This window comes from Streptomyces sp. NPDC050856 (genome assembly GCF_040653855.1).
Classification (GTDB): domain Bacteria; phylum Actinomycetota; class Actinomycetes; order Streptomycetales; family Streptomycetaceae; genus Streptomyces.
In genome coordinates this window covers 100,066-125,352 of the sequence record NZ_JBFAGV010000011.1, presented here as the reverse complement: position 1 = coordinate 125,352, position 25,287 = coordinate 100,066, and the positions used below count along the sequence as shown (strand labels likewise).

The window sequence follows — 25,287 nt, the reverse complement described above, 5'->3', positions numbered from 1 at the left end:
CCCTTGTCTGCGGTCCGCGTGTCACCTCGCCCCTTCGGAGCGGCTGAGCTGCCCCGCGACCCACCCGGCTTGACGGACGACGTTACGCAGGTGGTTGGAGAAGGGGACGCGCACGTGGGTGGCGACACCGGCCACCCAGATGCGCTCCGGCGGCCGAGCGGGCCGGAGAGTCAGCCGCAGTTCGTCGTCGAGGCGGTCGACGACGCGGGCGTCCGGTGACGGCCGGTCGAGAAGGAGCGCCTGCCGCTCACCGTCCCAGTACAGCCAGGGCAGTTCGAACCCCGTGGCGTTGACGACAACGTCGAACGACTCCCGAGCACCACTGGGCCATCGCAGGTGCCAGCCGTCACTCTCCACCTGGATGTCGCGGGGGTAGGCAGGACTCACACGCAGCGCACCGGTGGAAAGGTGCCGCAGCAGACGTCGGGCGTTGACGGTGGTCATGGCGGTGAGGTAGCGGTCGATGAACCAGGCGAAACGCTCCAGCAGTTCCCCGCGGCGCTCCGGCCGCACGGTGGGGAAGAGTTCGATGACGGCCTCGATCAGCGCGACGCTGATCTCGGCCCAGGCGCAGGCGCCTGATTCCGCCAGCGTGGTCTCCTGCCGCAACCGCTCGACGGAATCGCCGGCCGGTGACGTCTGCCGGCGCAGTGGCCGGGTGTCGAGCAGTCGGATCGCTTCGACGGCCAAGCGGGTGAGCCGCTGGGCGAGAAGCGGATCAGTGGGATCGAGGCGGACCAGGCGCTGAAGTGACGGGAGCGCGGCCGGGGGTTCACGGAGCGCTTCGCGTACGGCCGGCAAGCGCCCGGAGCGGGAGGCCATGGTGACCTGATGCCCTTCGCCGCACAGCAGGAGCGCGGCGTCGATCGCCGACTGCCGAGTGCCGAGCACCAGTACGCGTGAGTCGGCCGGCACGTGTCCCCGAAGCCTGCGGGAAGGGTACGGGCTGGCGACGTACCGCGGGTGATCCGTGTACGCCGCGAATCCGTCCGGAACACGCGCGCGGTGCACCCCGACGCACACGACGACATCGCTGGCCGCCACCTCCGTGCCGTCCCGAAGCACCACCCGGTAGCCCTCCTCCCGTACACGCACCGACGTGACCACCCCCCGCACATGCCGCACCGGAATGCCCCATCGCGCCGCCTGCCGGCGCGCGGCGCGGAATCGCCTTTCGCAGTACCGCGCCAGCTCACCGCGCGGCACCACATCCCCCGCTCGCCCCGTCCACCCGCATTCCCGCAGGTACATGGCGAAGTCATCGGGACGGTCGGCGCGCAGGGAATTGACGTTCACCGCGCTGTTGCACATCAACAGGGGGTCGTCATCCCCGAAGGCCAGACCCCAGCCCACCGCACGCGGCTCGACCACGTCCACCGAGGCGATGGCCCCGGCGGCGTCCCGCGATGCCATCAACTGAACCACCAGGCTCGTCCCGGCGACACCGCCTCCGATGACCACCACCCGCCGGCCGCGCCCGCCCACGCTCCTGCCCGCATACTCCATGGCGCTACCCGTACCCGGTCCCCGGCCTGGCCGCGCCCGGGCACCCGGCGGGACGGGGACGTTCCCCGCCGCCGGGGACCATCCCCGGTCGGCGCACCTGCAAGGTGTTCCGACGGGTCAACCGCGGTGATGTCCCCGTCCGCCCGTCCGGGACACGGCCCGCCGTCGCCCACTCCCGGTGCCGCCCCGCCGTCCGGCGCCGCTCAGCCTTGCCGGCCGGCCCCGCCGCCAACGACGGTCGCCACCTCACCCGTCCGTTGCCGTGTCGCCGGCCGTCCGCCGGTGGTGTGGCTCCAGGGTCCGACTGCCGGTCGAACCTCCCTCCGCTCTCGATCAACGGTGCGGGTCCTCACTCCGACCCAGGTCCCCAAGTTGCGGTGGCAGGTCACCACGAGCTGATGAGCGGCGCGCCGGGTGCGTGCTGCCGCCAGGCCTCGTTGAGGCGCGTGAGCCGGTCCGCGGCGGCGATACCGCGCAGGGACGCGACCTTGCCGTCGCTGACTTCGAACACCACGGTGCCCACGACCCGGTCCTCGACCACGGCGAGGACGGCCGGGGAGCCGTTCACCAGCGCGATATGGAACGCGGGGGAGCCGCCGGCCAGCCGCCGCTTCGCCGCAGTGGGCTTGAACCCGGCCCGCACGTAGGAAGCGACCCGCTCGGGCGTCTGGCGCCGCAACAGCCGCTTGCCCAGTCCGGCACCGTCCGAGACCGCCGTCACGTCGTCGGTCAGCAGCGCCACCAGCCGTTCGGTGCGCCCCGACACGGCGGCGGCGAGGAACTCCTCGACCACCCGGCGCGCGGACGCGGAGTCGACCTCGCCGCCGCGCCGGCGCTCGGCGGCGACCCGGATCCGGGCCCGGTGGACATGCTGCTGGCTCGCGGACTCGGTGATGTCGAGGATCCCGGCGATCTCGGCGTGGCCGTACAGGAAGGCCTCACGCAGGACGTAGACGGCCCGCTCGACCGGCGAGAGCCGTTCCATGAGGGTCAGCACCGCCAAGGACACCGATTCCCGCTGCTCGAAGGTGTCGGCCGGGCCGAGCATCGGATCGCCGTCGAGGAGCGGCTCGGGCAGCCAGGCACCGGCCGCTCGCTCGTGGCGTGCCCGCGCCGAGCGGAGCCGGTCGAGGCAGAGATGGGTGACGACCTTGGTCAGCCACGCTTCGGGCACCTCGACCCGTTCGCGGTCCGCGGCCTGCCAGCGCAGGAACGTGTCCTGCACGGCGTCCTCGGCGTCGGCGGCCGAGCCGAGCAGACGGTACGCGAGCGAGGCCAGCCGGCCCCGGCTGGCCTCGAACCGATCGACGGCCGCATCGTCCATGCGGAACAACCTATGCCGCGACCCGCACAGCGGCCCGGTCGGGCGTGGCGACCGGACGGCGCTTGCGCTTCGGCATGCCGAAGGTCGGGTGGGCGATGCCCCACCCGGCCGTCTTGAGCACGCCCGACTTGAGCCGCGCGGCGGTCCGGCCGCCCAGGTACCAGGACTTCGGCCGGACGTCCCCGTCCACCATCTGGAAGATCGCGTCCCGCCGCCCGAGGCTGATGTGGTTGCCGTAGTACTTCAGCCCGGTGATGGGGACCTCGCCGCCCGTCAGACGGGCGACGATCGCAGCGGTCGCCTGCATGTTGGTCAAGCCGGCCGAGGCGCAGGACATCGGCAGCGGCCGGCCGTTCTCGCCGATCGCGTAGGCGCAGTCACCGGCGGCGTAGACGTCCGGGTGCGAAACCGATCGCATGGAACGGTCGACGACGATCTGTCCGGTCTCGGCGACCTCCAGGCCGCTGGCAGCCGCGAGGGGATGCACGGCGAACCCGGCCGACCACACCGTCACCTCGGCCGGAATGGACCTACCGCCGGCGGCGACGGCCCGCATCGGTTCGACGGCTTCGATGCCGGTGTGCTCATGGACGGTGATGCCGAGCCGGTCGAAGGCCCGGCGCAGGTGACGGCGGGCCTTGGGGGAGAGCCAGTCACCCGGCTCGCCACGGGCGGCGAGCGCGACCGAGAGGTCGGGCCGGGACTCGGCGACCTCGGTGGCGGTCTCCATGCCGGTCAACCCCTCACCGACGACCAGCACCGTGCCGCCCTCGCCCAGGCCGGCCAGGCGCTCGCGCAGACGCAGCGCGGATGACCGGCCGGTCACATCGAAGGCGTACTCGGCCACGCCGGGGACGCCATGGCGGGCGACGGAGCTGCCGAGCGCGTAGAGAAGGGTGTCGTACGCCAGCTCACCGTCGCCGTCGTCGCCGGCCACTGCGACGGTCCTGCGCTCGGGGTCGACGCCGGTGACGCGCGCCAGCAGCAGCCGCACCCCGGTGCCCGCGAACACGTCGGCGAGCTTGCGGAACGGGAGGTCCCGCCCGACGGCGAGCTCATGAAGCCGCATCCGCTCGACGAAGTCGGGCTCGGCGTTGACGACGGTGATCTCGATGTCGGCGGGGGAGAGGCGGCGGGCCAGGTTTCCGGCGGCGAAGGCCCCGGCATATCCGGCGCCGAGTACGACGATGCGGTGCTTCATGGCTTTGCTCCTGTCTCGTTCGCGTGCCCCTTGAACGAGACGCTGCTCCCCTTCCTGACAGGAGCCGGGTGTGACGTGGCTCACCGGTACCGGCACCGGTTTCGTCGTCCCGCGCACCACCTGCGTCCGCCTTCAGCTCAGGCGGGGGGCGCGCCGCACCTGCGGTGCGTTGCGCGTCCGGCCGAAGCCATACCGCCGGTCCAGTGCCCGCCAGGGATCCGGTGCCCGCGCCCGTCGACGGCCCGCTTCCCCGAACGTCGACGGCTCCTCGCGTACGGGCCCCCTCGCTGATCGCGGCGGCCTCCCATGGAGCCTCGGGGTGGACCTGCGGGCGGAAGGCGTCCGCACGTCGGGGAAGGGGCTCCGTCCCCGCGCACCGCCGGACTGCCCACAGGGCTGGGGCGGCCGATAGGGTGACATATGGGGGAGTTGGCTATGAAACGGGGCAAACATCTTTTAACTTCACGTTTGTACGGTTCCACTCATCACTGATCACGTCGCCTCTGACGGAAGTGGAGATGTTGTGCGCACGATTCGCAATGCTGCCCTGGCAGCTGCCACGCTCGGGATTTTCAGCATCATGGGAGCCGGTGTGGCAACGGCCGCCCACGCCACCGGGGACAAGGAGGACACGGGCAAGGACGGCAACGTGGTCCTCTGCGAGCAGCAGTCTCAGATCAGCGATGACACCACCCAGATCGGCCTCATCAACCTCGCGACCGGACCCATCACCCTCCTCGGCAGTGGCCCGGCGACCGCGGTCTCGGTCCAGCAGATCTGCAGCGGCGAGGACACCGTGGCCGCGAACGAAGCCGACGCCGAGACGGGGCCGGGCCTCATCCTCGGCCTCGATCTTCTCTGACGACGCGAGACGCGTACCAGTGCTCGCCGCCGAGCCGGAAACGGGCGTACCCGCTGGGCTCGGCCGACCTGGGCGGCAGAGTGAACAACCGCTGTACGCCCGTCCCGCGAGCCATGGTGCCTAGTCCGTTGACTGCCTGAACCGCAGGAAGGTGCTTTCGAGCCCTGTCGCGAAGGCAGTCGGTCGGTGGACCGCGAGCCGTTCACGCAGGCGCTCGGCCGGGATTCCCGGCCGAGCGCCTTGCCTGAGCGGCTGTTGTGTTGGCGCCGCGCCGGCGACCGGAAGCGTCCCGGCCTGACCGCCAGGGCGCGACTGTCGATCGCCCTCTTGAACGACGGGCCCTGGATCGTGCGCCGTGCCCAGGGGTTCCGGGGCCCCGGCCACTGCGCCCGGTCCAGGGCTCCGGGTTCTTCGTTCCCCGGGCGACCAGCGGCTCTGGTGCCGACCAGGCCCGAGCGCGCTCGGGCCCCTGTGCCCATGACGTCGGCGGTCTGCCGTGGCGGCCGGTGTCACCGTCACGTCCCGGCCCGGCAGCCCTGGACGCCGCTGCGGCCCAACACGACAACCGCTCACGCGAGATGCTCGGCTGGGAATGCCCAGCCGAGCATCTCGCGTGAGCGGCTCGCGGCCCATCAACCGACCGCCCGACTACGACGGCCTGGAGAGCGTCGCCCTCCTGTGGTTCCGGCAGTCGACGGACCAGCCGCCATGGCCTGCGGGATGGGTGCACAGCGGTTGTTCGGACCCGGGCCCGTGCCGGCCGAGGAGCTCAACGGGTGGCACCCGCTTCCGGCTCACCGGCGAGCGCTGGTACGCGTTCCGCGACGTCAGAGAAGGTCGAGGCCGAGGTCGAGTCCCGGCCCCGTCTCGGCGTCGGCTTCGTTCGCGGCCACGGTGTCCTCACCGCTGCAGATCTGCTGGACCGAGACCGCGGTCGCCGGGCCGCTGCCGAGGACCGTGATGGGCCCCGAGACGACGTTGATGAGGCCGAGCTGGAACGTGTCCCGGCTGACCTCGGACTGCTGATCGCACACGACCACGTTGCCGTCCTGGTCGCCGTAGGTGTCGGAGGCCGCGGCGGCACCGGCCCCGAGCATGCTGACACTCCCGAGCATGGCAGCTACCAGGGCGGCGTTGCGAAGCTTGCGCACAACATCTCCACTTCCGTCGGAGTCGACATCATCAGTGCTGGATGGAATCGGACAAATCAGCACATTAGTCCCGGTATATGCCTTTTCCTTTATGACGCGCCGAGGTGTCACCCCGCTGTGGAGAAGCCGGGTGGCTCCGACCGTGACGGACGCGGCGGCGTCGGCTGCCCGTGCCCCGCCGGCCCGCAGCCGCTCCTCCCGCTCCGTCAGGTCCGGCCCGGCCCCCGGTGAGGGACGCGGCGCCACCGTCGGTCGCTGTTGTTGCTGCCGGTGGGCATGTGCGGGGCGGTCGGTGCCGCCGCAATGGTGGACACCTCACGGGTGTGTCGCGGGCGGTACGGACAGGGGGAAGCCCCGCTCACCGGTAGGGCGGTGGCGGGGCTTCCCGGGGCGGTTTCGGGTCCTCGTGTCAGGACCCGGTCACCTCGGTGGCGCGGAGGTTGTGCAGTGTGCCGTCTGCGGCGTCGGACTGGGAGCGGTAGAGGATCTGCACGCGGAAGGTGAGGGGTGTGCCGGGGTCGATGCTGTGCCCCTCGCGAGGGGAGGTGAGGAGCACGGTTCCGTCGAGGCCGTTCCTGGTGACGGTGAACCAGTAGGTCTGTGTCGGGTTGACGCGCGTCTCGCCCACGGCGCCCTGCACGTCGAAGGACACCTCCCACGCGTGTACCCGGTTCTGGTTGGCGGCCAGGGTGAGGTCATAGCTGATGACCCAGCCTCGCGCGTCCTGCGGGTCGCCCTGACCCCAGCCGGGGTGCTGCACGTACTCGATGCCGACCCGGGGCAGTTCGACGTCGGTGTCCACGGAGCCGGAGTGGTGTTCGGCGGTGTTGGCGCGGGTCGGCGATGTGATCCGGCTCGTGCACGTCAGGCGGCCTTCGAACCGCGAGTCGATGGTGCCGGTGAGCCGGGCGGTCGCCTCGCCTCCGCTCGGCAGGTCGACCGGCAGGCTCAGCCCCTGTGCTGGGGAGCGCGTGGCGGGGGCGGTGTCGTTCTGGCCCTGGAGGATCAGCGACGGATCGATCAGCTCGGGTGGGACGGTGGCCTCCACCACGGCGTCCGGTGCGTCGTTGGGGCCCAGGTTCCGCACGCCGATGTCGTAGGAGACCTGGTGGCCCGACTCGGCCGTCCGGGGGCCGGTCATTTCCAGCGGCATGTTCACCGGCAGGGCCACCGTGAGGTTCCTGATCCGGTGCGTGGCGGTGGCACTGCCCGTTCCCGCCGCGAAGCCCAGCTTGAACGTGTCGGGCATGCGGGTCTGGCCCGAGGCGCCGGCGAGGTCGAAGTCGTCGATCACCAGGGTGCCGTTGGGGTTGTTCTTGTCGGCGTGCCGTACGGTGAGCCGGCCGCCGATGACGGACACCTGGACATGGGCGCCCGCCTCCCAAGATCCGCGGAAGCCGCCGGGGACCGGGGTGCCGGTGAGCCAGTGGAATCCCTCTTCCCCGCTGCCGGAGCCGCGTACCCCGACGGTGTTCGACTGGCTGCCCGGGCCGCCGGAACCGGCGAGAGGCGAGGCGAAGTTCCCGTAGTTGTCGAAGCCGACGCCCACGTACCCGGCCGTGACGCCGGGCGCGACGACGGTGTTCGGTGCCGACTTCGTGCACGAGTAGCCCAGAGCGCCGCCCGTGCCGCCGGGGCCTGTGGTCTGCTCCCCGTCGATCAGGTAGACGCTGAAGCCGTCCCCGACGGTGCCGGCTCCCTCGCAGGAGTAGTCGAAGTCGATGGTGACGCCGAGCTTCGACGAGAACGGCTGGTCCAGGAAGGCGGTCCCCGACTGGTTGTTGGTGGCGGGCGTCAGTTCCAGACTGCCGTCCAGCCGGGCACTGCCCGCGAGCTTCCAGTGCGGGTTGGCCGTGCTGGTGCCCGTGAACGGTTCGACGATTGGGAACTGCACCGGCGTGGAGGCGGCGCGTTCGGATGTGGAAGCGGTCATATCGGTACTCCTGGCTCGTCCGGCAATCAGGCATCACTCGATGAGGAGCATCAGGGGCGTTGGGGGACGCCGGGTCCGGGCGCACGGCCCACCCCGACCCCCTGTGTCACTCAACGTCAATGTGTCGTGGCGAAGCGTGTCCAAGTGGTGGGGTGGCCATGCCGAGCCGCTGGTGAATGGCTGATACATCTCCCGGCGGCGGGAAATGCGCGGACCTGTGACCGGGAACCGAAAGCGTTCTTGGTGCGCCGTAATGAACGACGGGTGCGGCGGCAGAAACGAGGCGGTACCCGTCCCGGGCGTGGCCCCGGGGTCTGGTGCTGTTGGGGTTCGGTGAGGCCGACCACACGCTTCTCGACCTCTGTCAGGTTTTCTTGACATGCGTCGGTTGTCAGGGCAGCCTGACGTACATGGGGGCTGAGGACACACCGACCTCGCTGGCCGGACAGGTCACCAACAAGGACCCGGCGGTAGGGCTGCGGGCCGTCGTCGCCCTGCGCCGTCTCCTGGAAGAACTCGAACGGGTCCACGTCGACAATGCCCGCGACCAGGGCTGGTCGTGGCAGAGCATCGCCACGTCGCTGGACGTCAGCCGGCAGTCGGTGCACGAGAAGCACGCGAGCAGACGCAGAGCCGAAGGCAAGGAGAAGTAGAGTGTTTGAATTATTCACCGACCGTGCGAGGCACGCCGTGGTGCTGTCCCAGGACGAGGCGATCGCCCTCGGCCATGACTTCATCGGTACGGAACACCTGCTGCTCGGCCTGGTCGGCACCGACCGGAGCACGGCCGGGGACGTGTTGCGCCCTGTCGTCCATCGGCATCGACGTCGAGGAGATCCAGCGCCAGGCCAATGACAACTTCGGCCCCGGCGCCTTCCATTACCCGAGGCCCGCCTACACCCCGGATGCCAAGAAGGCGCTCGAACACACCCTGAGTGAGGCGCGCGCCCTGGGCCAGGAGACATTCGGCACTGAACACATCCTGCTCGGCATGCTGGCCGCGGGAGAAGGTCGCGGGCTCGATGTGCTGGCGGCCCTGGAAGTGGACCCCGGCGGCCTGCGCGAGGCGGTATTGGCCCGGGTGGCCGGGGACGCCTGGTAGCGACGGTCGCGCGTATACGGGCGCCGCCCGGCCGGTGAAGCCGGGCGGCGCCCCGGGCCAATCCCGGAACACTGCACCCTTGCGCTGCCCCGGCCGCCTCCAGAGGCGCCCGGGCCGCCCCGGCCGTCCGTCGCGCCCGTGCCGCCCCCGCCGCTCCGGTCGCTCCCGGGCCGCGCCCTCGGCGGCCCGGGTGTGCGGGGCCCGCCGCGTCCGGCCTCGTCACCGCTGTGGAGCGCGCCCTCGCGGCGCACCCCGGCCCGGTTCCGCCGCCGCCGAGGCATGCGCGAGACGGTGCCGCCCGGCTGCCGCTGACCGCAGCGGCCGCGCTTGGCCCTGTTCACTTCACGCGACAGCGTTCGACGGCTGGTCCGAGCGGCAGTTGCGTTCCGGCGGGCGGGCGAATGTGCACGAGATCCGAACACACGCTGCTTGTGTCGTCGGTCGGATGCCATGATCACTCCACGGCCTCGCGCCCCGGCATGCCGTCCGGCGGCCCCGAGCCGCACCGCGACCGTGTGACCGACGAAAGGACCCCGACATGCGCAAACTCGTCCACTACATCGCCACCACTCTCGATGGCTTCATCGCGGGCCCGGACGGCGCGGACCCCACCGGTCCGAACGGCTTCTGGCCCATACCGGAGGACTACCTTCAGCACCTCGTGGCCGAGTACCCGGAGACGCTGCCCGTCCATGCCCGGCAGGCACTGTCCGTCACGGCGGAGGGCACACACTTCGACACGGTGCTGGAGGGCAGGCGGAGCTACGAGATCGGTCTTGCCGCCGGGATCACCGACGCCTACCCCCACCTGCGTCACCTGGTGTTCTCCCGGACCCTGACCGAGAGCCCGGACCCGACCGTCGAACTGGTCGCCGACGACCCGGTGGCGACCGTGCGGGAGCTCAAGCAGCAGGACGGCAAGGACATCTGGCTACTCGGCGGCGCCGAGCTGGCGGGCTCCCTGTACACCGAGATCGACACCCTGATCCTCAAGGTCGGACCCCTGACCATCGGCGACGGGATCCCCCTGTTCTCCCGCAAGGCCGCCTTCGACCCGCGCACCTGGACACTCGCCGACCACACCGTCCTCAAGGGCGGCGCGGTGTTCCTCACCTACACGCGCGTCAGCAGCTGAGCGCTCCAGGCGGGCGGCACTCGTGCGGGACCGGGCGCGGTCAGGCGCGGAGCGTCACGCAAGCGCCGCCGTGGCCGCGGCCCGGAGCCGCCGGGGGCCTCCATGTCACCCACCCGCGGTCAGGGAGGCGGCTGTTCCGCACGCGCACCGCCGAAGGTCACCGGCACCAGCTCGTCCGCCGGCGCCGCTACGCCGGCCGACCTGGGGACACCGACGCCGTGGAGCAGTAGTGGGCGGGACGGACCGCCGCCCCACGGCTTCACGAACCCCGCAGTCGGCCGTGGACGGCCGGGATCGCCGACCGGCTGCCTTCCTGCGGCGTACGGGCCGCCGGCGCACCCCCGCTGGCGCGCCCTGTCAACGGCCCACGAGATCGCCGTCAGCGCCGTCGTTCCGGCTGAGCAGCATGACGTGGCCGCCGTGGTGCAGCGGCGTGCGCAATCGCAGACGGTTCACCTCCTGTCCCGTCCCGGCGTCCACCAGGTGTACTTCACCGTGGCCGCCGCGGGTGACGGCTACCCAGTCGGAGCCCGGCGAGGCTGCTACGGCCCGGCGTTCCACACCCTCCCAGGGGGTACCGCCTCGCTGCGGCGCGCCTGCCATGGCGGGGAGCGGGACACGGCGGAGGGTGTCGTCGGCGCCCAGGAGCACCAGTTCGTCGCCGTCGGGGTGGACGCGGGTGAAGGCGGTGTGGTTCCGGGCGAGGGCCAGCCGGAAGACCAGACCGGCACCGAGCTCGGTGAGGAGCGTGCGGCCGGTCTCCAGGTCGTGCCGCCAGACCTGGTTGGTCCAGTCCGGCCACCGGAGCGGGTCGGGATCGCCACCGCGCAGCGTGGTCCACAGCGCCCGCCGACGGGTGTCGAGACGGAGGTACCAGCCGCGGGCGGGCGACTCCCAGGGGATCACGCCCTCGGCCACGAGCGCGTCACCTTTCCTGCGGGCTGAGTGAACCCCCTCACCCGTCGCCGCGAACACCCGCTCGGCACCGGCGTCCTGCGCGTCACCGTGCCCGTCGTCCGGCAGCGGCAGGAGCGCGTGAGGCGTGACCACGGGGCAGCCGGGCGGAGCCGTGAGGAGATCGGCGAACCTGTGGACCGCCAGCGCGCCCGGCTCCCTGTGCCGCAGGACGACGAGCGGATCGCCACCGCCCAGTACCGTCACACCCGGTTCGCCGACGCGTGTGCGTACGCGAGCGACCTCTCCGGTGGCCAGGTCGACGACTGTCAAGAGGTCCGACCAGGGCGTGCCGTTCTCGCCCAGACCGGTCGTGACGGCCAGTCGGCGACCGGACGGATCGCAGGCCAGGTGCTCGGCCGGCACGGCGACAGGGACCGCGCGTTCCACGAGCTCGTCGCCGAACGGGTCGAGCACCAGCAGTTCCCCCCGGCGGTCGTCGACACAGGCCACTCGCCCTTCCGGCAGGGCCAAGAACCCGGCGTGCTCCGAGAGATGGCGCCCGGTGAGGCGTTCTGTGACAGTGCCGTCCGGCACGCTCGCCACGTACACGGACCCGTCCACGTGGTCGGAGACGAGGAGCGCGGATGCGGTAGCGGTCATGGGTCCTCCAGCGGTCTGACTAGTGAAAACGATTATCATGTATCTTCGGTGCGTTCCAGGTCCCCCAAGAAGAAGCGAGGGCATCGATGCTGCGCGCACCGTCGAAGTTCGTCCGTAGTTGGCTCACCGCAGCGGTGGTGGGTTCCGTCCTGGTCGGCTGTGGCTCACCCTCGGGCGAGCCCCCGAGTGGCAAGGCGAGGCCGGCCGGGCAGACGGAGGTCACGGTCGAACCCATCAGGGCGACCACGGAGCTGACCGACGTGAACGGGACCAAGGTCTCCCTGGAGAAGGTGCCGGAGCGGATCGTCTGCCTGTTCGCGCTCTGTGACGACATCCTGACCGAACTCGACATCGTCCCGACGGCCACCAATGGCGCACTGCTCGCCCACCCCGGCTTCCTCGGGGAGGACAAGGCGAAGAAGGTCGGCGTTGTCCCGGGCGGATTCATCGCCCCGGAGGTGGAGGCGATCCTCGCCCACAAGCCGGACCTCGTCATCGGCCTGGGGGACACCCACGGCAAGCTCGCCCCCGCGCTGAAGGGCGCCACCACCTTCTGGGCCATGCAGCCCGAGACCTGGCAGGACAGCGTCGGCTACCTGCGCGACACCGCGGCCCTCACCGGCCGAACCGCCCAGGGGGAGAAGGCCGAACGGGCCTTCCGGAGCAAGCTCGCGAAGGCAGAGAACGCCCCGAGCGACAAGACCGCCCTCATCATCTACGGCAGTGACGAGAACTTCGGCGTCGCGACGCCGGAGGGGGATGTGACCGCCAGCCTGTTCCCCCGGATCTCCGCGTACCCGTGGAAGTCCCGCGGAGTGGACGGCAGCTACAGCCTCGAAGAGATCCTGGCCCAGGGGGTCGACGTCCTGTTCGTCGAGACCATGAGCTTCGGCGGCGCGGACGGCAAGCTGTCGGAGAAGCTGGCGAAGAACCCACTCTGGAGCAAGATCCCGGCAGTCAGGAACGGCGACGTCCACGAGGTGGACTCTGAGGTGTGGGCCAAGGGGCGCGGTACCCGTTCGATGGGCATCGTCCTCGACGAGGCCACGGCCGCGCTGCGGTGAGGGCGCCCACCGCGGTGGACGACCCGGCGGGCGGGGCCCGGCGGCTCTCGCCATGGGGACGGAGGTGGCAACCCCTCCTGGTGCTCGGGGTGCTGATCGCCGCGTCGGCCTGCGCGCTGTGTCTCGGCACCCCCTACGTCCCACCGCACCGGCTCGCCGGAGCCGTGCTGGAAGGGGACACCACGCTCGCCGGGATCGTCGTCACCGAACTCCGGCTCCCACGACTGGCGCTGGGGCTGATCGCCGGAGCCTGCCTGGGCGCGGCGGGGCTCGTGCTCCAGGAAGCGCTCCGCAATCCGCTGGCGGTGCCGGAAATGCTGGGTGTCTCCTCCGGGGCGGCGCTGGGCGTGGCGGCGCCGCTGGTACTGGCCGTGTCGCTGCCCGCCGCGGTCCAGCCCCTGCTGGCCCTCGGCGGGGCCGCGCTCGGCGGGGGGCTGACCATGCTCGCCGCCGGGCTCGGGCGCAGCCCGTCGGCGGTGCTCCTGACCGGCGCCGCGGTCGCGGCCGCCCTGCAGGCCGCGCTGCTCGTCCTGATGGTCATGGCGGACCAGCTCGACCTCCAGCTCATCTACCGCTACTTGCTGGGGTCCCTCTCCGCCCGGACCTGGGATGACGTCACCGGGCTGTGGCCGTGGCTGCTCGTCGCGGTCCCCGCCCTCGTGGCCTGCGCGCCGGTGCTCTCGGTCATGCGGCTGGGCGACGAGGACGCCGAAGCGCTGGGCGTGCGCGCCCAGCGGGCCCGGCTGGCAGCGCTCGCCATTGCCGTCGTGCTGATCGCGCCCGTCACGGCCGTGTGCGGGCCCGTCGCGTGGGTGGGGTTCCTCGCACCGCACCTGGCGCGGCGGTTCAACCCGACCTCGGGAGCCGTGCGCTGGCTTCCCTGGTCCGCCGCGTGGGGTGCCGTCGTGGTGACGGTCGCCGATGTCCCCGCCCGGCTGGCGCTGGCGCCCGTGGAGACCCCGGCCGGTGCCTGGACGGCCCTGCTGGGGGTCCCGGCCGGAGTCGCCCTGATGCGGTCGGGCCGTGGTGGCCGGAGCGGCGGGCGCGGGTCCGCTGGTTCGGCGCGCGGGCCGGTGCGTCACGACGAGCCCGGCGCCCGCGTCGCCTCCCCCCACCCCGTGGAGAGGACCGGACGGGAGAAGGCGTGGTGAGCCGGCGTTTCGCGACCCTCGTGGCGCTGGCCGTCGTGTGCGCGGGGGTGGAACTGGTGGCCGGACGCGGCATGTCCCCCGGCGCGGTCTGGGACGTTCTGGGTGGCGGTGGCGATATGACGGAGCGCCACATCCTGCTGCAACTGAGGCTGCCCAGAATGCTGGTGGCCCTGGGCGCGGGCGCGTCACTCGCCGTCGCGGGGCTGATGCTGCAGGCCGCGTTGCGCAACCCCCTCGCGGGGCCCGAAGTGACGGGTGTGACCCCGGGGGCGGTCCTGGGGGCCGTCACGGCGACGGCCCTGGGCCTGGCCGGGTGGGACTCGCCGCTGGCCGTGGTGCTCGCCGCGTGCACGGGCGGATGCGCCGGGGCGCTGCTGCTGTGGCTGCTCGTCGGCCGTGGCGGTGGTGATCCGGCCCGGACCGCCGTGCACGGAGTGCTGGTGTCGGCGGTGCTGGGCGGACTCACCGCGATGGTGCTGCTCGTGGAGCCGGGTGAACTCGGCAGCGTCGTGCAGTGGCTCGTCGGCACCACCGAAGGCCGGGTCTGGGACCACTGGCACCTGCTGTGGCCGTGGGCCCTGGTCTGGGGGGTCGCCGCCTGGCTGATGGCCGGGCCGCTGACCCTGCTTCGCTGCGGTGACGACATCGCGCTGGCCGCCGGCCTGTCCGTCCGGCGCTCCCGAGCCCTGGCCCTGTTGTGCTCGGTGGCGTTGACGGCGGGTGCGGTGGCCGCCGTCGGAGCGCTGGGTTTCGTGGGGCTGCTCGTCCCGCATCTGGCCGTGGCCGTCTTCGGCGCGGACCTGCGGGTGGGTCTCCCCGGCGCGGCTCTGCTGGGAGCGGTGGTGGTGTGCGGGGCGGATGCGGCGGCGCAGCTGTCCTCGCGGCTGTTGGCCGAGCTGCTGGACGCAGGCCGGCTCACGCTTCCGGTCGGAGCGCTCACCGCGTGCCTGGGCGCCGCCCTGCTGCTGGTCGTCGTGCGCCGCGCACCGGGCCGTACGTTCTGAATCGACGGAGGACAGAGCATGACCGACTCCATGGGGATACACGTCGAGGGGGTCCACTTCGGCTACCCCGCACAACCCGTGCTGCGGGGCGTCGACCTGACCGTGCGGCCGGGCGAGCTGACCGCGCTCATCGGCCTGAACGGATGCGGCAAGTCGACCCTGCTGCGGGTGGTCGCCGGGCTGCTGAGGCCGGACCGGGGGCGGGTGCTGCTGGGCGGGGACGACCTCGCCGCGCTCTCCCGGCGTGCCACCGCGGCCAGGGTGGCGGTGCTTCACCAGGCGGCGCCGGCGGTACCGGGGATGACGGTCCGGCACCTGGTGCGGCAGGGCCGGTACGCGGCACGTGGCCCGCTCGGCATGCTGCGCGAGGGCGACGACCCCGTGGTGCTCCGGGCGCTGCGCGATGTCGGGGTGGAGCAGTGGGCCGACCGGGACGTCGACGCGCTGTCCGGGGGTGAGCGGCAGCGGGTACGGCTGGCGATGGCGCTCGCCCAGGACACCCGCGTCCTGCTGCTCGACGAGCCGACCACCTACCTGGACCTGCACCACCAGCTCGATGTGCTGCAGACGGTGGTCCGCCTGCGCGAGGAGCGCGGACTCACGGTGGTGATGGTGTTGCACGACCTGGCGCACGCCGCCCGGTTCGCCGAACGCATCGTCGCCCTGCGCGAAGGCCGCGTGGTGGCCGACGGAACGCCGAGGGAGGTCGTCACGCCGGGCTTGCTGGCGGACGTGCTGAAGGTGGCCGGCCGTGTCGGTGCGGATCCCGAAGGCGGCTGGCCGGTGTGTTACCCAGATCACCCTCTTCCCGCACTAGAAAATGAAAATCAGTTCCATTAGTGTTCGGGTTGTGGCGCTCATCCGAACGCCTCATCTCCCTTACGAACAAGGAGAGTTCATGGACAACGAGCAGATCTTCACCCCGATCGCCGACCCGGGCCAGCTGGCTCACGCCTCGGCCACCCACTCCAACGCCCTCGTGGAGAACCCCTTCGAGGACACCGAGGAGTAAGCGAGGGCCTCACCACCCTCGACCGTGGGCCCGCCCGTTGCCTTCCGGGCGGGCCCACGCTCACACCAGCCCCTTCCGCCAGGAGGATCACCGTGTCCCGCAACCGGCTCGCACCCGGTGTCGAAGTCGTCGCCGTGCCCGGGCGGGGTCTCGCCGTCCGTACGACCGACGGAGAGTTCCTCAGCGTCAGCACACCGGACGCGGACGGCAGCGCCCTGCTCTCCGTGCTGTCCGGGGCCGACGCCGCCCCGCCGGACCAGGAACTGCGCCGTGTCGTCGCGGCCTTCGAGGCGGCCGGTTACCTGGCGGGCGAGCCCGAGCCCCCGCGCTGGCCGGCCGACCGGCGCCGTATCCGTCTCCTCGGCGCCCCGGCCCTGACCGGGCCGCTGGCCGCACACCTGGCCGCCGCGGGCGCCGAGCCCCGGACGGCACACGCCGTGACCGCGCCGGGCGCCTCCGCGCCGGAGATCGAGGACCTGCTCGAAGGAGACCCCGCCGCCGTCGTGTGGTGCCTCGACGGACCAGTACCCGACGGGCTGTGGGAGGCCGCCGACCGGCTGCCCGAGTACGGGGTCGCCTGGCTGCGCTGCCACCGCGAGGGCTGGCAGGCGTACGTCGAACCCCTCGCCGCCACCCCCGGCGACGTCACCGCCGCCCACGTCCGGGCCCGCCGGCTCGCGGCCACCCCCGCCCACCGCGAACTGGCCGCCTACTGGAGCGGTCCTCGTACATCGGGCGCACCGGTCCGGCTCACCGTTTCCGCCGCCGCGCTCATCGCGGCTCTCCTGGCCGACGATCTCAGCCGGTGGGCCACCGGGGCCCCCGACACGGCCGGGCACCCGGCTCGGCGCCGACTCCGACACGTGGACCTGCGCACGCTGGGCGTCGCCGAGCACCCCGTCCTGCCGGTGCCCCCCGCCGCGTCGATACCGAGGAAGGACGGATGACGTCCTTCCACGCGGTTGTCGGAGGACTCGCCACGGACGTGCGCCTCCCCGACGGCGCCGGTCCCTTCCCAGCCGTCCTCATCCGCACCCCCTACGATCGCGCCCGGCACCTGGCCGAGGCGCGCGGCTGGGCCCGCCGGGGCTTCGCCGCCGTCCTCCAGGACGTGCGGGGCCGGTTCGCCTCGCCGGGGCGGTGGCTCCCGTACGAGAACGAGGCCGCCGACGGGGCGGTGACCGCCCGATGGATCCGGCGGCAGCGGTGGAGCGACGGCCGGTACGTCGCGGTCGGCGCCTCCTACGCCGCCCACTGCGCCCTCGTCCTCGCCCTCGAAGGGCCCGGGGAGGCGGAGGCCCGGCCGGACGCCGTCCTCGCCGCCGTGCCCGCACTCGGCGCCGCCGAGACCGCCCGCGAACCCTCCGGGGCGGAACGGCTGCTGGCCCGCGCCGGATGGTGGGCCGCCCACGGCGACCGGCCGGACTCCGACGAGGCCGCACTGGACAAGGCGCTGGCCGCGGACCCCGGCCTTCTCACCCATCTGCCCCTCACCGGCCTCCCCGAGCGGCTGGGCCGGGACCTGCCGTCCTGGGCGGCCCTGTGGCGGCACCGTGATCGCGGCCGACTCGCGTCCCGGGCGGCGCACGCCGAAATGCCCCTGCTCGCGGTCGGCGGCCACCACGACCACTTCACCGAGGACACCGTCGCCCTGTGGCGCGCCTGGGGCGGACCCTCGGCGCGCCTTCTTCTCGGCCCCTGGGGGCACGGCCTCACCTCCGCGCCCGGACCCGGCGCCGGCCCCGCCCACCGGGTGGTCCTCGGCGAGCTGTACGCGCGCTGGGCCCGCCGCGCCCTGACCGGTGGCCTCGCCCCCGGCCGCCACGGCGCGGTGGCACTGGGCGACGGCGACCTGTGGCTGCCCGCGAGCACCGAAGGCGAACCGCGCACGCAGCGGCTGCGGCTGCTGCACGGCCCCCGCTTCACCGCCGACCCCGCCTGTCCCGTCCGCTCCGACGACCTCACCGTGCCCACCGGGGGAGTCCCCGACCGCTGCCTGCTGGCCACGCCACCGCTCGCACGTCCGCTGGACGCCGTCGGGCCCGTGCGGGTACGGCTGCGGGCCACCACCGACACCCCGTCGGCCGACTGGGCGGCCCGCCTCGTCGCCCTCACACCCGACGGGATCGCCGAGCGACTGGCCGTCGGCGTCCTGCGACGCGAAGAACCGGCGGACTGCGAGTTCACCGTCGATCTCGGCCGGCTCTCGCGTCGGTTGCGGGCCGGCACGCGGCTGCGGCTCGAAATCGCCGGACACCACTTCCCGGCCCACGCCCGTAACCCGCACACCGGCGAAGACCCGGTCACCGCCGGCCAACTGCTCGTTTCCCGGCGGGAGATCGACCCGGCGAGCGTGACCCTGACCCTGCACGTCCTCCCCTCCCGCCCCACCTCCACCGACCCCGCCAAGGAGATCCTGCGATGACGGCGCTGCCGCTGGAAGCACTCGTCGACCCCGTCTGCGGCATCGTCCGCGAGGTCAAGCCCGTCGAACACCCCGCGGGCGCCCCGCCCCGCTACACCGCGTTCACCGCGGAGATATCCGACGCCCGCAGGCTCGGTCTGTGGCCCGCCGACCGGGTCTCCCTCGGCACCACCTTCGGCGACCCCGGGCAAGCCCGCGTCGCCGCGATAGCCGAGGGAATAGAACGGTACTGCGGCAACCGTGTGCCCCCGCCCGGTCACGCCGACGCACCCCTGCGCGCCACCGCCGCCGAACTCGCGGAGAAGGGCCTGCGGCTCTACGGCCCCGACGACCTGCCCGCGTACGCGCCATGGCAGTACGCCCGGGAGAAGTTCCCCTACCGCCGCCTCGCCGCCGACACCCCGTCCCTGTGGACGCGCGGCACCGAGCGGCTGCCCGGCGGGGACACGACGGAGGTCTGGGCACCCGTCGCCCTCACCCACCTCAACTGGCGCCAGGGCGACCTGCGCGAGCTGCCCCGCACCCACCACCTCAACTACGCCGGCATCGCCACCGGGGACGGCTTCGACGACGCCGTCGAACGCGGACTGCTGGAGATCGTCGAACGCGACGCCCTGGAACTGTGGTGGCACCTCGACGGACCGACCCGCGGCATCGACCCCGCCAGCGTGCCCGGCCTCATGGACGACCTGGCCGGATCCGCGCTCGACGTCCACCTCGTGGAGATGCCGTCCGAGTTCGCCCCGTGCGTGGCCGCGCTCGTCCACGACCCCCGACTCGGCCTCTACGCCGCCGGGTTCGCGTGCAAGTACGACCCGGCCGAGGCCGCCCGCAAGGCGGTTCTCGAAGCAGTCCACACCTGGGTCTTCACGCAGGGCCTGACGGACCCCGGCGGCTGGGTCTTCCGGGCCGTCGAGGCAGGTCTGCTCGCCCGCGGCCTCTACCTGGAGCACCGCGCCGACGGCCGCTATCTCGAGGCGTGCGGGAAGCACTTCGAGCAGGTGCGGGACCTGGGCGCGCACGTGCAGGTCTGGCTGGACGAACGAATGGCCGGCGAAGCGCGGCGGTTCACCGAACCCGCCCACGGGACGGTTTCCGTCGACGCGGTCGAGCCCGGCAGCCAGGAGCGGCTGGAGAGCGCGCTGCACGCGGGCGGCCACCGCCTCATGACGTTCGACCTGACCACCGAAGACGTGGCCGAAACGTCCCTGCGGGTCGCCCGGGTCCTCGTCTCCGGGCTCCTCCCCAACGCCCCAGCCGCCTTCGGCTACTTCGGCTGCCCGCGGCTCGCCGGGGCCGCCGTCCAGCGGGGCTGGCGCACGACCGCGCCGAGCACACCCGAGGACTTCACACTGGCGCCTCCGCCGCACATGTGAGGTCCTCCGTGGAACATCTCGACCATGACCGCCCGGCGGACGGAGATCACCGCTCCGGGGACCGCCCGCGGGGCACGGGCCACCCCGGTACCGGCCGTCCGGCGGACACCGACCACCTGGGGGAGAGCGGTCCGGTGAACCTCGTCGTCGCGCTCGGGCGCGCCCGCTCCGCGCGGCACCCCGGCCCCGACACACCCGCGGGGCCGGCCGTCCCGGCCTGGCCCGGACCGCCGCGGCAGATCCCGGAAGCCGACCCGGCCGAACTCGACCTGCACGCCCTGCTGCGCCTCTCCCTCGCTGCCTCGGACGACTCGGGACGGCTGCGCCCGGCCCCCTCCGCCGGCGCGCTGCACCCGGTGGACACCGAACTCGTCGTCGGCGCCGGCTGCTCCCTGCCGCCCGGCCGCTACGGCTACGACCCGCTGCGCCACCGTGTCCACCGCCTCGGCCGGTACCACGACCGCACGCCGCCGGGCGTGACCGTCGAACTGTCCGTCACCGCACGGCGTACGGTCTCCCACTACGGTCACCGCGCCTGGCCGCTGCTGCTCCTCGACACCGGGCACGCCGCCGCCGCGCTGTTCCTCGCGGCCCGGGCGCTGGGTGCCCACGAGCCCGAACTCCGGCTCGGCGGAGCCGCCCGGAGCCCACTCGCCGCCGTCCGCGTTCCCCCGCCCGGCGAGGCGCACCGGTTCGATGCCCCGCGGGGCGCCGAGCCGCCGGCGAGCGCGCCCACCCCTGCGGAACTGCTGGCCCGCCGCAGCACCCCGCCGCCACTGCCCGGCACCCCCGGCCCGGACCAGCTGCGGGCGGTCCTCACCACCGCCGCACGGGCGGGTGGCGGCGACCTGCGGTGGTGCGTCGCCGTCGGCCCCCCACGGCCCGGCCTGCTGGAACTGGCCCCCGACGGCACGGCACTGCGCCGGTGTGCCGCGGGCGAGGCCCGCCCGACGCTCGCGGCCTGGGCGGCGGGTCAGGCCTGGATCGCGGACGCGGGTGCCGTCCTGCTCGCCCGCGGCTGCCCCACGGACGCCGACGCGGCGCTCATCCGCCGCACCCACCTGCGGGCCGGATTCGCCGTCCACCTCGCCCACGTCACGGCCCGCCGCCACGGACTCGCCGCCCGGCCCGTGGGCTCCTGGCAGCAGGCGGACCTCGGCGCCGCGCTCGGCGCCCCACCGGGCCAGGACTGGATCGTCCACGGGCTGGCCCTGGGCACCTTCCAAGCCGAAGAGGAGACCACCGCATGATCGTCCACCCCGAGCTGCGCCGGGCCGCCCGACGCGCACGGCGCGCCCTGCTCACGGCCACCCTCCTGCAAGGCGCCGTCACCCTCACCCACGTGGCACAGGCGGTCTTGCTCGCCCTCACGCTCGCCGACCTGGCCCGCGGATACACGGGGCAGCTCCTGTGGCTGCTGATCGCGGTGCTCGCCGTCGTCGCCGCCCGCGCCGGACTCAGCACCCAGCAGCGGCGCACCGCCACCCGGGCCGGAGCCGAGGTCAGGGTGGCGCTGCGGGACGAACTCATCGCCCATCTGGGGAGGCTGGGCCCGGCACACCTGACCACCGCGCGCGCCGGAGCCGTCCGCACCACCCTCGTCGACGGCGTGGAGGGCGTCGACGCCTACGTCTCCCGCTACCTGCCCCAGCTCCTGATCACCCTGACCGTGCCGCCACTGGTGCTCGCCGCCCTGGCCGTGGTCGCACCGGTCGTGCTGCTCGGTCTCGTCCCCGCCCTGCTCCTCGCCCTGTGCGGCCCCCGCGCCTGGGATCGGCTCCTCGCCGCCCGCGGCAAGGAACACTGGGACACCTACGAAGGACTCGGCGCCGACTACCTGGAAGCCCTCCAAGGCATGCCCGCCCTGCGGGCGGCCGGCGCCGTCAACCGCACTCGCGCACGCCTGGAGAGGCGCTCGGCGGCGCTGCACCGGGCGACCGTCGCCAAACTCCGCGTCTCCCTGGCCGACACAGCCATCACCGACCTCGCCATCCAGGGTGGCACCACCGCCGCCGCGCTCCTCGCCTCCTGGTCGGCCGTCAGCGGAACCACCACGGCGACCGGCACCTACCTTGCACTGCTGCTGGCCTCCGAATGCTTCCGACCGGTCCGCGACCTCGCTCGCGAGTGGCACGCCGGATACCTGGGCGTTTCGGCCGCGGACGGGATCACGGCCCTGCGCACCGCTGAACCCGCGGTCCGCGACACCGGAACGGCACCCGCGAACTGGCCCACACCCCCGGAGATCCGCTTCGAACACGTCCGGTTCGCCTACGACGGCGCGTCGGCGCCCGCCCTCGACGGCGTCTCCTTCACCGCACCGGCGGGACGCACCACCGCCATCGTCGGCCCGTCCGGCGCGGGCAAGTCCACCCTGCTCGCCCTGCTCCTGCGCCACCACGACCCGAACGAAGGCCGCATCACCCTCGACGGGCGCCCCACCACGGAGTACTCCCTGGACGCGCTGCGGCAGGGCGTCGCCGTGGTGTCGCAGGACACGTACCTCTTCCACGCCGGCATCGCCGACAACCTGCGCATGGCCCGGCCGGACGCCACCGACGACGAGCTGACGGCGGCGGCGCGCGCCGCCGGCATCCACGACGAGATCGCCGCCCTCCCCGACGGCTACGCCACCGTCCTCGGCGAACGCGGCGCCACCCTGTCCGGCGGGCAGCGGCAGCGGCTCGCGCTCGCCCGGGCTCTCCTGGCGGACGCCCCGGTGCTCGTCCTCGACGAGGCGACCAGCTCGGTCGACGAACGCCGCGAGGAGGACATCGTCCGCGAACTTCTGAACGCCGCCGGCAACCGCACCGTCCTGGTGATAGCCCACCGGCTCGCCGCCGTCCGGCACGCCGATCGCATCGTCGTCGTCGACGCGGGGCGGGTGGACGCCACGGGCGATCACGCCGGCCTGGCCGAGGCCGGCGGCGTCTACGCGCGACTGGTCGCGGCCGGCCGTACCCACCGAGGAGAACTCGCCGCATGAGCCACGCCATCGACACCGTCACCGCCGAGACGGGTCTGCCCGAGCGGGGCTCGCTGCGAGCCCTTCTCCCCGCCCTCGCCGGGCACCGCGCCATGACGGTCCGCACCTGCGCCGCCGCACTCCTCGAACAAGGTTCCCTCGTCGCGCTGGTCACGCTGGCCGCCCACACCGTGGGCACCGCCGTCATCGGGACCAAGGCCCCGTCGTCCGGCACCGTCACCGCACTCCTCGCCCTGGTCCTGGTACGAGCCCTGACGACCTGGCGCGAGATGGACCTCTCGCACGATCTGGCCTACCGGGTCCTCGCCGCGCTGCGCGTGCGGGTCTTCGACGGGCTCGCCCGCAGCGCGCCCGCCCGAGTCGCCGGCCGGCGCAGCGGGGACCTCGCCGCCACCGCGATGGCCGACGTGGAGGCACTGGAGTTCTTCTACGCCCACACCACCGCCCAGCTCCTGGCGGCGGGCACGGTGTTCACCTGCGGCACGGCCGTCCTCGCCACGGTGGAGCCGTGGCTGCTCGCGGCCGTGCTGCCGGTCGCGGCCCTGCTCGCCGCGGCTCCCTTCGCCGACGCGCGCGGACGCGCGGTACGCGGCGCCCGCACCCGGACGGCGGTCGCCACACTGTCGGCCGACACGGTGGAGATCATCGACGGACTGCGTGAGCTGCTCGCCTGCGGCACCCTCGCCGGACGCCGACGCCGACTGGCCGAGCGCGGCCGGCAGGTGGGCGACGCCCAGCGCGCCGAGGCCACGTGGGAAGCCGCCACCGCGGCCGTCCGCGACCTCCTCATCGTGGTGGCGGTGCTCGGCGTGGTGACCGCGGCGGCGCAGTCGATCGCCTCGGGACGGCTGCACGGCGCGTGGGCGCCGGCAGCCATGGCGCTCGCCCTGGCCGTCCTCGGCCCCGTCGCGGAGTCGGCCCGGTCCCTGAGCCAGGCCGTGTCCCTGCGCGCCGCCGCCTCCCGCGTCGGCGCGGCCGTCAAAGCTCCGGCGCTCGCTCCGCCGCCCGCCGCGCCCCGCCCGCTTCCCCCCGGCCCGCTGGGCGTCCGGTTGCACCGGGTGAGCTTCGACTACGGCGCCGGTCCCGTCCTCGACGGCGTCGAGCTGACCGTCCGCGCAGGGCAGACACTCGCCCTGGTCGGCGCCTCGGGCGCCGGCAAGTCGACCTGCGCCCACCTCCTGGCCCGCTTCTGGGACCCCTCCGAAGGAAGGGTTCAGCTGATACCCGCCGATGGTCACCCCATCGACCTGCGCGAGGTGGACGACGCCGAACTCCGCCGCGCCGTCGCGCTGGTGGGGCAGGAGACCCCGCTCTTCCACGGCACGCTCGCCGAGAACCTGAGGCTCGCCGCCCCCGAGGCCGACGACGACCTCCTCGCCGGGACGGCCCACCTGTGCGGCGTCGACCGGATCGCCCCGCTGGCCACCCTGGTCGGCGAGCGCGGCTCCACCCTCTCCGGAGGTCAGCGAGCCCGCATCGCCCTGGCCCGCGCCCTCCTGGCGCAGCCAAGGGTGCTGATCCTGGACGAGTCCACCGCCCACCTGGACAACGCGAGTGACGCCGAACTCGCCACCGCGCTCCACCAGGAAGGCCGCACGTCCGTCATCATCGCCCACCGGCGCGCCACCATCCGGCGTGCCGACCGCATCGCCGTCCTCGAAGCCGGCCGCGTCGCCGAGGAAGGCACCTGGGAGGAGCTCACCGGCCGCCCCGACAGCGCGCTCAACCGCAGCCTCGTCGACATCGCCCCGTGACGACCTCCCGCCCGGCGCTGACGGGCCGGTCGGCTCGGCGAGTACGGCGAGCAGGTCGCGCCGGAAGCCGCAGAAGGTGTCGCCGCGCCACCGGTTCACCCGTTCGCGCACCCGGTGCCTCGCCCGGGTCCGCGGGAGGTGGCCGGGCCGCGGCCTCACCCGCCTCGCGCCGGCGGACACTTCCGCCAGCGAGGCGACCGACACCAGGCCGTGCCGCACACGACCTGATTGGTCGTCATCTGTGCAGCGGTATTCCACGGATGTGTCGCGATCGGAATGCCCCCGTGGCGCTCAGGCTCGTCGTCCGGTGCGGCGGGACGGGGGCGTTGTGCTCGTTTGTGCCGGTGAGGAGGCTTGCCCGGCGGCTGTTGCGGCCGACCGGATCCGACGAACGAACAGATCGTCCGCTATAGTTGACATCGACTTCCGGGCCCTGCCTACAATGCGGGTGATCACTTCCCTGTGGAGGGCAGGCGGTTGGCCGGCTGCCCGGCACCCTGCGCACGAGAGCCGAACGCGCCCTTCGCGACGAGGGTGAGGCTTTTCTGCGGTTGGCGTGCGCTTCCTGACCTGGAGGCTCGGCATGATGCATTCTCCGGTCCGTGACCCGATACGCCCGGCACGCTCGGGCCTGAATCCACGATTACCCCGCCCCGTCCACCTGTGGGGGAGGGGGTGATGGCGCCGATGCCGGCCGGGCGGTACGCCAGTGCGGGACTCGCGAGAACGGGCGGGGAGGACGTT

At 73.2% G+C, this 25,287-nt stretch carries 22 protein-coding genes; 16 read left to right on the top strand and 6 right to left on the bottom strand.

All coding sequences use genetic code 11. From position 1 onward, the window contains the following. Nucleotides 1-21: 21 nt before the first annotated feature. From AB0H53_RS13315 to AB0H53_RS13305, 3 genes are all read right to left on the bottom strand, one after another. Entirely contained in the window at nucleotides 22-1,506 is a 1,485-nt protein-coding gene (locus tag AB0H53_RS13315) for an FAD/NAD(P)-binding protein (protein WP_362110982.1), read from the bottom strand. Nucleotides 1,507-1,891: 385 nt separating this feature from the next. Then, nucleotides 1,892-2,830: a sigma-70 family RNA polymerase sigma factor gene (locus tag AB0H53_RS13310; RefSeq protein WP_362110979.1), complete on the bottom strand. Its 939-nt coding sequence runs from the start codon at nucleotides 2,828-2,830 to the stop codon at nucleotides 1,892-1,894. 10 nt (nucleotides 2,831-2,840) lie between these two features. Continuing rightward, on the bottom strand, nucleotides 2,841-4,031 hold the full coding sequence (locus AB0H53_RS13305) for an FAD-dependent oxidoreductase (RefSeq protein WP_362110976.1): 1,191 nt from the start codon (nucleotides 4,029-4,031) through the stop codon (nucleotides 2,841-2,843). 523 nt (nucleotides 4,032-4,554) lie between these two features. On the opposite strand from AB0H53_RS13305, the gene AB0H53_RS13300 reads away from it, so the two are divergent. Then, complete coding sequence (locus AB0H53_RS13300; RefSeq protein WP_362110973.1) at nucleotides 4,555-4,893, top strand: hypothetical protein; 339 nt, start codon at nucleotides 4,555-4,557, stop codon at nucleotides 4,891-4,893. 827 nt (nucleotides 4,894-5,720) lie between these two features. Here the strand turns inward: AB0H53_RS13300 and AB0H53_RS13295 are convergent. Both AB0H53_RS13295 and AB0H53_RS13290 read right to left on the bottom strand, forming a co-directional pair. Next, nucleotides 5,721-6,044 carry a hypothetical protein gene (locus AB0H53_RS13295; RefSeq protein WP_362110970.1) on the bottom strand — a complete coding sequence of 108 codons (324 nt, stop codon included), beginning with the start codon at nucleotides 6,042-6,044 and terminating at the stop codon, nucleotides 5,721-5,723. Between the two features lie 409 nt (nucleotides 6,045-6,453). Further along, entirely contained in the window at nucleotides 6,454-7,977 is a 1,524-nt protein-coding gene (locus AB0H53_RS13290) for a hypothetical protein (RefSeq protein WP_362110967.1), read from the bottom strand. 410 nt (nucleotides 7,978-8,387) lie between these two features. Here AB0H53_RS13290 and AB0H53_RS13285 point away from each other — a divergent pair, with 410 nt between their 5' ends. The 4 genes from AB0H53_RS13285 (at nucleotide 8,388) to AB0H53_RS13270 (ending at nucleotide 10,214) form a co-directional block, all read left to right on the top strand. Then, the gene (locus AB0H53_RS13285) at nucleotides 8,388-8,630 is read left to right on the top strand and encodes a hypothetical protein (protein ID WP_362110964.1); all 243 of its coding nucleotides are present in this window, start codon (nucleotides 8,388-8,390) and stop codon (nucleotides 8,628-8,630) included. After that, complete coding sequence (locus tag AB0H53_RS13280; protein ID WP_362110962.1) at nucleotides 8,515-8,832, top strand: Clp protease N-terminal domain-containing protein; 318 nt, start codon at nucleotides 8,515-8,517, stop codon at nucleotides 8,830-8,832. The genes AB0H53_RS13285 and AB0H53_RS13280 overlap by 116 nt, the downstream gene beginning before the upstream one ends. Nucleotides 8,833-8,968: 136 nt before the next feature. Continuing rightward, the gene (locus AB0H53_RS13275; RefSeq protein WP_362111128.1) at nucleotides 8,969-9,079 is read left to right on the top strand and encodes a hypothetical protein; all 111 of its coding nucleotides are present in this window, start codon (nucleotides 8,969-8,971) and stop codon (nucleotides 9,077-9,079) included. A gap of 538 nt (nucleotides 9,080-9,617) precedes the next feature. Next, nucleotides 9,618-10,214, top strand: a complete 597-nt coding sequence (locus AB0H53_RS13270; protein WP_362110959.1) for a dihydrofolate reductase family protein — start codon at nucleotides 9,618-9,620, stop codon at nucleotides 10,212-10,214. Nucleotides 10,215-10,571: 357 nt separating this feature from the next. Here AB0H53_RS13270 and AB0H53_RS13265 read toward each other — a convergent pair whose 3' ends face one another. Continuing rightward, on the bottom strand, nucleotides 10,572-11,771 hold the full coding sequence (locus AB0H53_RS13265) for a hypothetical protein (protein ID WP_362110956.1): 1,200 nt from the start codon (nucleotides 11,769-11,771) through the stop codon (nucleotides 10,572-10,574). An 86-nt stretch (nucleotides 11,772-11,857) separates the two neighbouring features. Here AB0H53_RS13265 and AB0H53_RS13260 point away from each other — a divergent pair, with 86 nt between their 5' ends. From AB0H53_RS13260 to AB0H53_RS13210, 11 genes are all read left to right on the top strand, one after another. Continuing rightward, nucleotides 11,858-12,835, top strand: coding sequence for an ABC transporter substrate-binding protein (locus tag AB0H53_RS13260; protein WP_362110953.1), 978 nt, complete (start codon nucleotides 11,858-11,860; stop codon nucleotides 12,833-12,835). Nucleotides 12,836-12,927: 92 nt separating this feature from the next. Continuing rightward, nucleotides 12,928-13,986 carry an iron ABC transporter permease gene (locus AB0H53_RS13255; RefSeq protein ID WP_362111125.1) on the top strand — a complete coding sequence of 353 codons (1,059 nt, stop codon included), beginning with the start codon at nucleotides 12,928-12,930 and terminating at the stop codon, nucleotides 13,984-13,986. Beyond that, on the top strand, nucleotides 13,983-14,990 hold the full coding sequence (locus tag AB0H53_RS13250) for an iron ABC transporter permease (RefSeq protein ID WP_362110950.1): 1,008 nt from the start codon (nucleotides 13,983-13,985) through the stop codon (nucleotides 14,988-14,990). The genes AB0H53_RS13255 and AB0H53_RS13250 overlap by 4 nt, the downstream gene beginning before the upstream one ends. Nucleotides 14,991-15,008: 18 nt before the next feature. Then, nucleotides 15,009-15,830 carry an ABC transporter ATP-binding protein gene (locus AB0H53_RS13245; RefSeq protein ID WP_362110947.1) on the top strand — a complete coding sequence of 274 codons (822 nt, stop codon included), beginning with the start codon at nucleotides 15,009-15,011 and terminating at the stop codon, nucleotides 15,828-15,830. A 58-nt stretch (nucleotides 15,831-15,888) separates the two neighbouring features. Next, complete coding sequence (amiA, locus tag AB0H53_RS13240; protein ID WP_256525211.1) at nucleotides 15,889-16,002, top strand: streptamidine family RiPP; 114 nt, start codon at nucleotides 15,889-15,891, stop codon at nucleotides 16,000-16,002. 92 nt (nucleotides 16,003-16,094) lie between these two features. After that, nucleotides 16,095-16,949, top strand: a complete 855-nt coding sequence (locus AB0H53_RS13235) for a hypothetical protein (protein WP_362110943.1) — start codon at nucleotides 16,095-16,097, stop codon at nucleotides 16,947-16,949. Then, nucleotides 16,946-18,427 carry a CocE/NonD family hydrolase gene (locus AB0H53_RS13230; protein ID WP_362110940.1) on the top strand — a complete coding sequence of 494 codons (1,482 nt, stop codon included), beginning with the start codon at nucleotides 16,946-16,948 and terminating at the stop codon, nucleotides 18,425-18,427. The genes AB0H53_RS13235 and AB0H53_RS13230 overlap by 4 nt, the downstream gene beginning before the upstream one ends. Continuing rightward, the gene (locus AB0H53_RS13225) at nucleotides 18,424-19,803 is read left to right on the top strand and encodes a YcaO-like family protein (RefSeq protein WP_362110937.1); all 1,380 of its coding nucleotides are present in this window, start codon (nucleotides 18,424-18,426) and stop codon (nucleotides 19,801-19,803) included. The genes AB0H53_RS13230 and AB0H53_RS13225 overlap by 4 nt, the downstream gene beginning before the upstream one ends. Nucleotides 19,804-19,937: 134 nt before the next feature. After that, a complete protein-coding gene (locus AB0H53_RS13220) occupies nucleotides 19,938-21,053 on the top strand; it encodes a SagB/ThcOx family dehydrogenase (RefSeq protein WP_362110934.1) in 1,116 nt (371 codons plus the stop codon). Continuing rightward, nucleotides 21,050-22,789 (top strand): ABC transporter ATP-binding protein, encoded by a 1,740-nt coding sequence (locus tag AB0H53_RS13215; RefSeq protein ID WP_362110931.1) that lies wholly within the window; start codon nucleotides 21,050-21,052, stop codon nucleotides 22,787-22,789. Before AB0H53_RS13220 ends, AB0H53_RS13215 begins: the two co-directional genes overlap by 4 nt. Further along, nucleotides 22,786-24,543 carry an ABC transporter ATP-binding protein gene (locus AB0H53_RS13210; protein WP_362110928.1) on the top strand — a complete coding sequence of 586 codons (1,758 nt, stop codon included), beginning with the start codon at nucleotides 22,786-22,788 and terminating at the stop codon, nucleotides 24,541-24,543. The genes AB0H53_RS13215 and AB0H53_RS13210 overlap by 4 nt, the downstream gene beginning before the upstream one ends. The last annotated feature ends 744 nt before the right edge of the window (nucleotides 24,544-25,287 follow it).

What these genes read in the sequence shown, in the direction of transcription:
- AB0H53_RS13285 (WP_362110964.1), top strand. Translation starts at nt 8,388, where the DNA reads ATGGGGGCTGAGGACACACCGACCTCGCTGGCCGGACAGGTCACCAAC.
- AB0H53_RS13280 (WP_362110962.1), top strand. Translation starts at nt 8,515, where the DNA reads ATGCCCGCGACCAGGGCTGGTCGTGGCAGAGCATCGCCACGTCGCTGG.
- AB0H53_RS13310 (WP_362110979.1), bottom strand. Translation starts at nt 2,830, where the DNA reads ATGGACGATGCGGCCGTCGATCGGTTCGAGGCCAGCCGGGGCCGGCTG.
- AB0H53_RS13210 (WP_362110928.1), top strand. Translation starts at nt 22,786, where the DNA reads ATGAGCCACGCCATCGACACCGTCACCGCCGAGACGGGTCTGCCCGAG.
- AB0H53_RS13315 (WP_362110982.1), bottom strand. Translation starts at nt 1,506, where the DNA reads ATGGAGTATGCGGGCAGGAGCGTGGGCGGGCGCGGCCGGCGGGTGGTG.
- AB0H53_RS13265 (WP_362110956.1), bottom strand. Translation starts at nt 11,771, where the DNA reads ATGACCGCTACCGCATCCGCGCTCCTCGTCTCCGACCACGTGGACGGG.
- AB0H53_RS13245 (WP_362110947.1), top strand. Translation starts at nt 15,009, where the DNA reads ATGACCGACTCCATGGGGATACACGTCGAGGGGGTCCACTTCGGCTAC.
- AB0H53_RS13270 (WP_362110959.1), top strand. Translation starts at nt 9,618, where the DNA reads ATGCGCAAACTCGTCCACTACATCGCCACCACTCTCGATGGCTTCATC.
- AB0H53_RS13260 (WP_362110953.1), top strand. Translation starts at nt 11,858, where the DNA reads ATGCTGCGCGCACCGTCGAAGTTCGTCCGTAGTTGGCTCACCGCAGCG.
- AB0H53_RS13290 (WP_362110967.1), bottom strand. Translation starts at nt 7,977, where the DNA reads ATGACCGCTTCCACATCCGAACGCGCCGCCTCCACGCCGGTGCAGTTC.
- AB0H53_RS13230 (WP_362110940.1), top strand. Translation starts at nt 16,946, where the DNA reads ATGACGTCCTTCCACGCGGTTGTCGGAGGACTCGCCACGGACGTGCGC.
- AB0H53_RS13225 (WP_362110937.1), top strand. Translation starts at nt 18,424, where the DNA reads ATGACGGCGCTGCCGCTGGAAGCACTCGTCGACCCCGTCTGCGGCATC.
- AB0H53_RS13305 (WP_362110976.1), bottom strand. Translation starts at nt 4,031, where the DNA reads ATGAAGCACCGCATCGTCGTACTCGGCGCCGGATATGCCGGGGCCTTC.
- AB0H53_RS13275 (WP_362111128.1), top strand. Translation starts at nt 8,969, where the DNA reads ATGCTGGCCGCGGGAGAAGGTCGCGGGCTCGATGTGCTGGCGGCCCTG.
- AB0H53_RS13215 (WP_362110931.1), top strand. Translation starts at nt 21,050, where the DNA reads ATGATCGTCCACCCCGAGCTGCGCCGGGCCGCCCGACGCGCACGGCGC.
- amiA (WP_256525211.1), top strand. Translation starts at nt 15,889, where the DNA reads ATGGACAACGAGCAGATCTTCACCCCGATCGCCGACCCGGGCCAGCTG.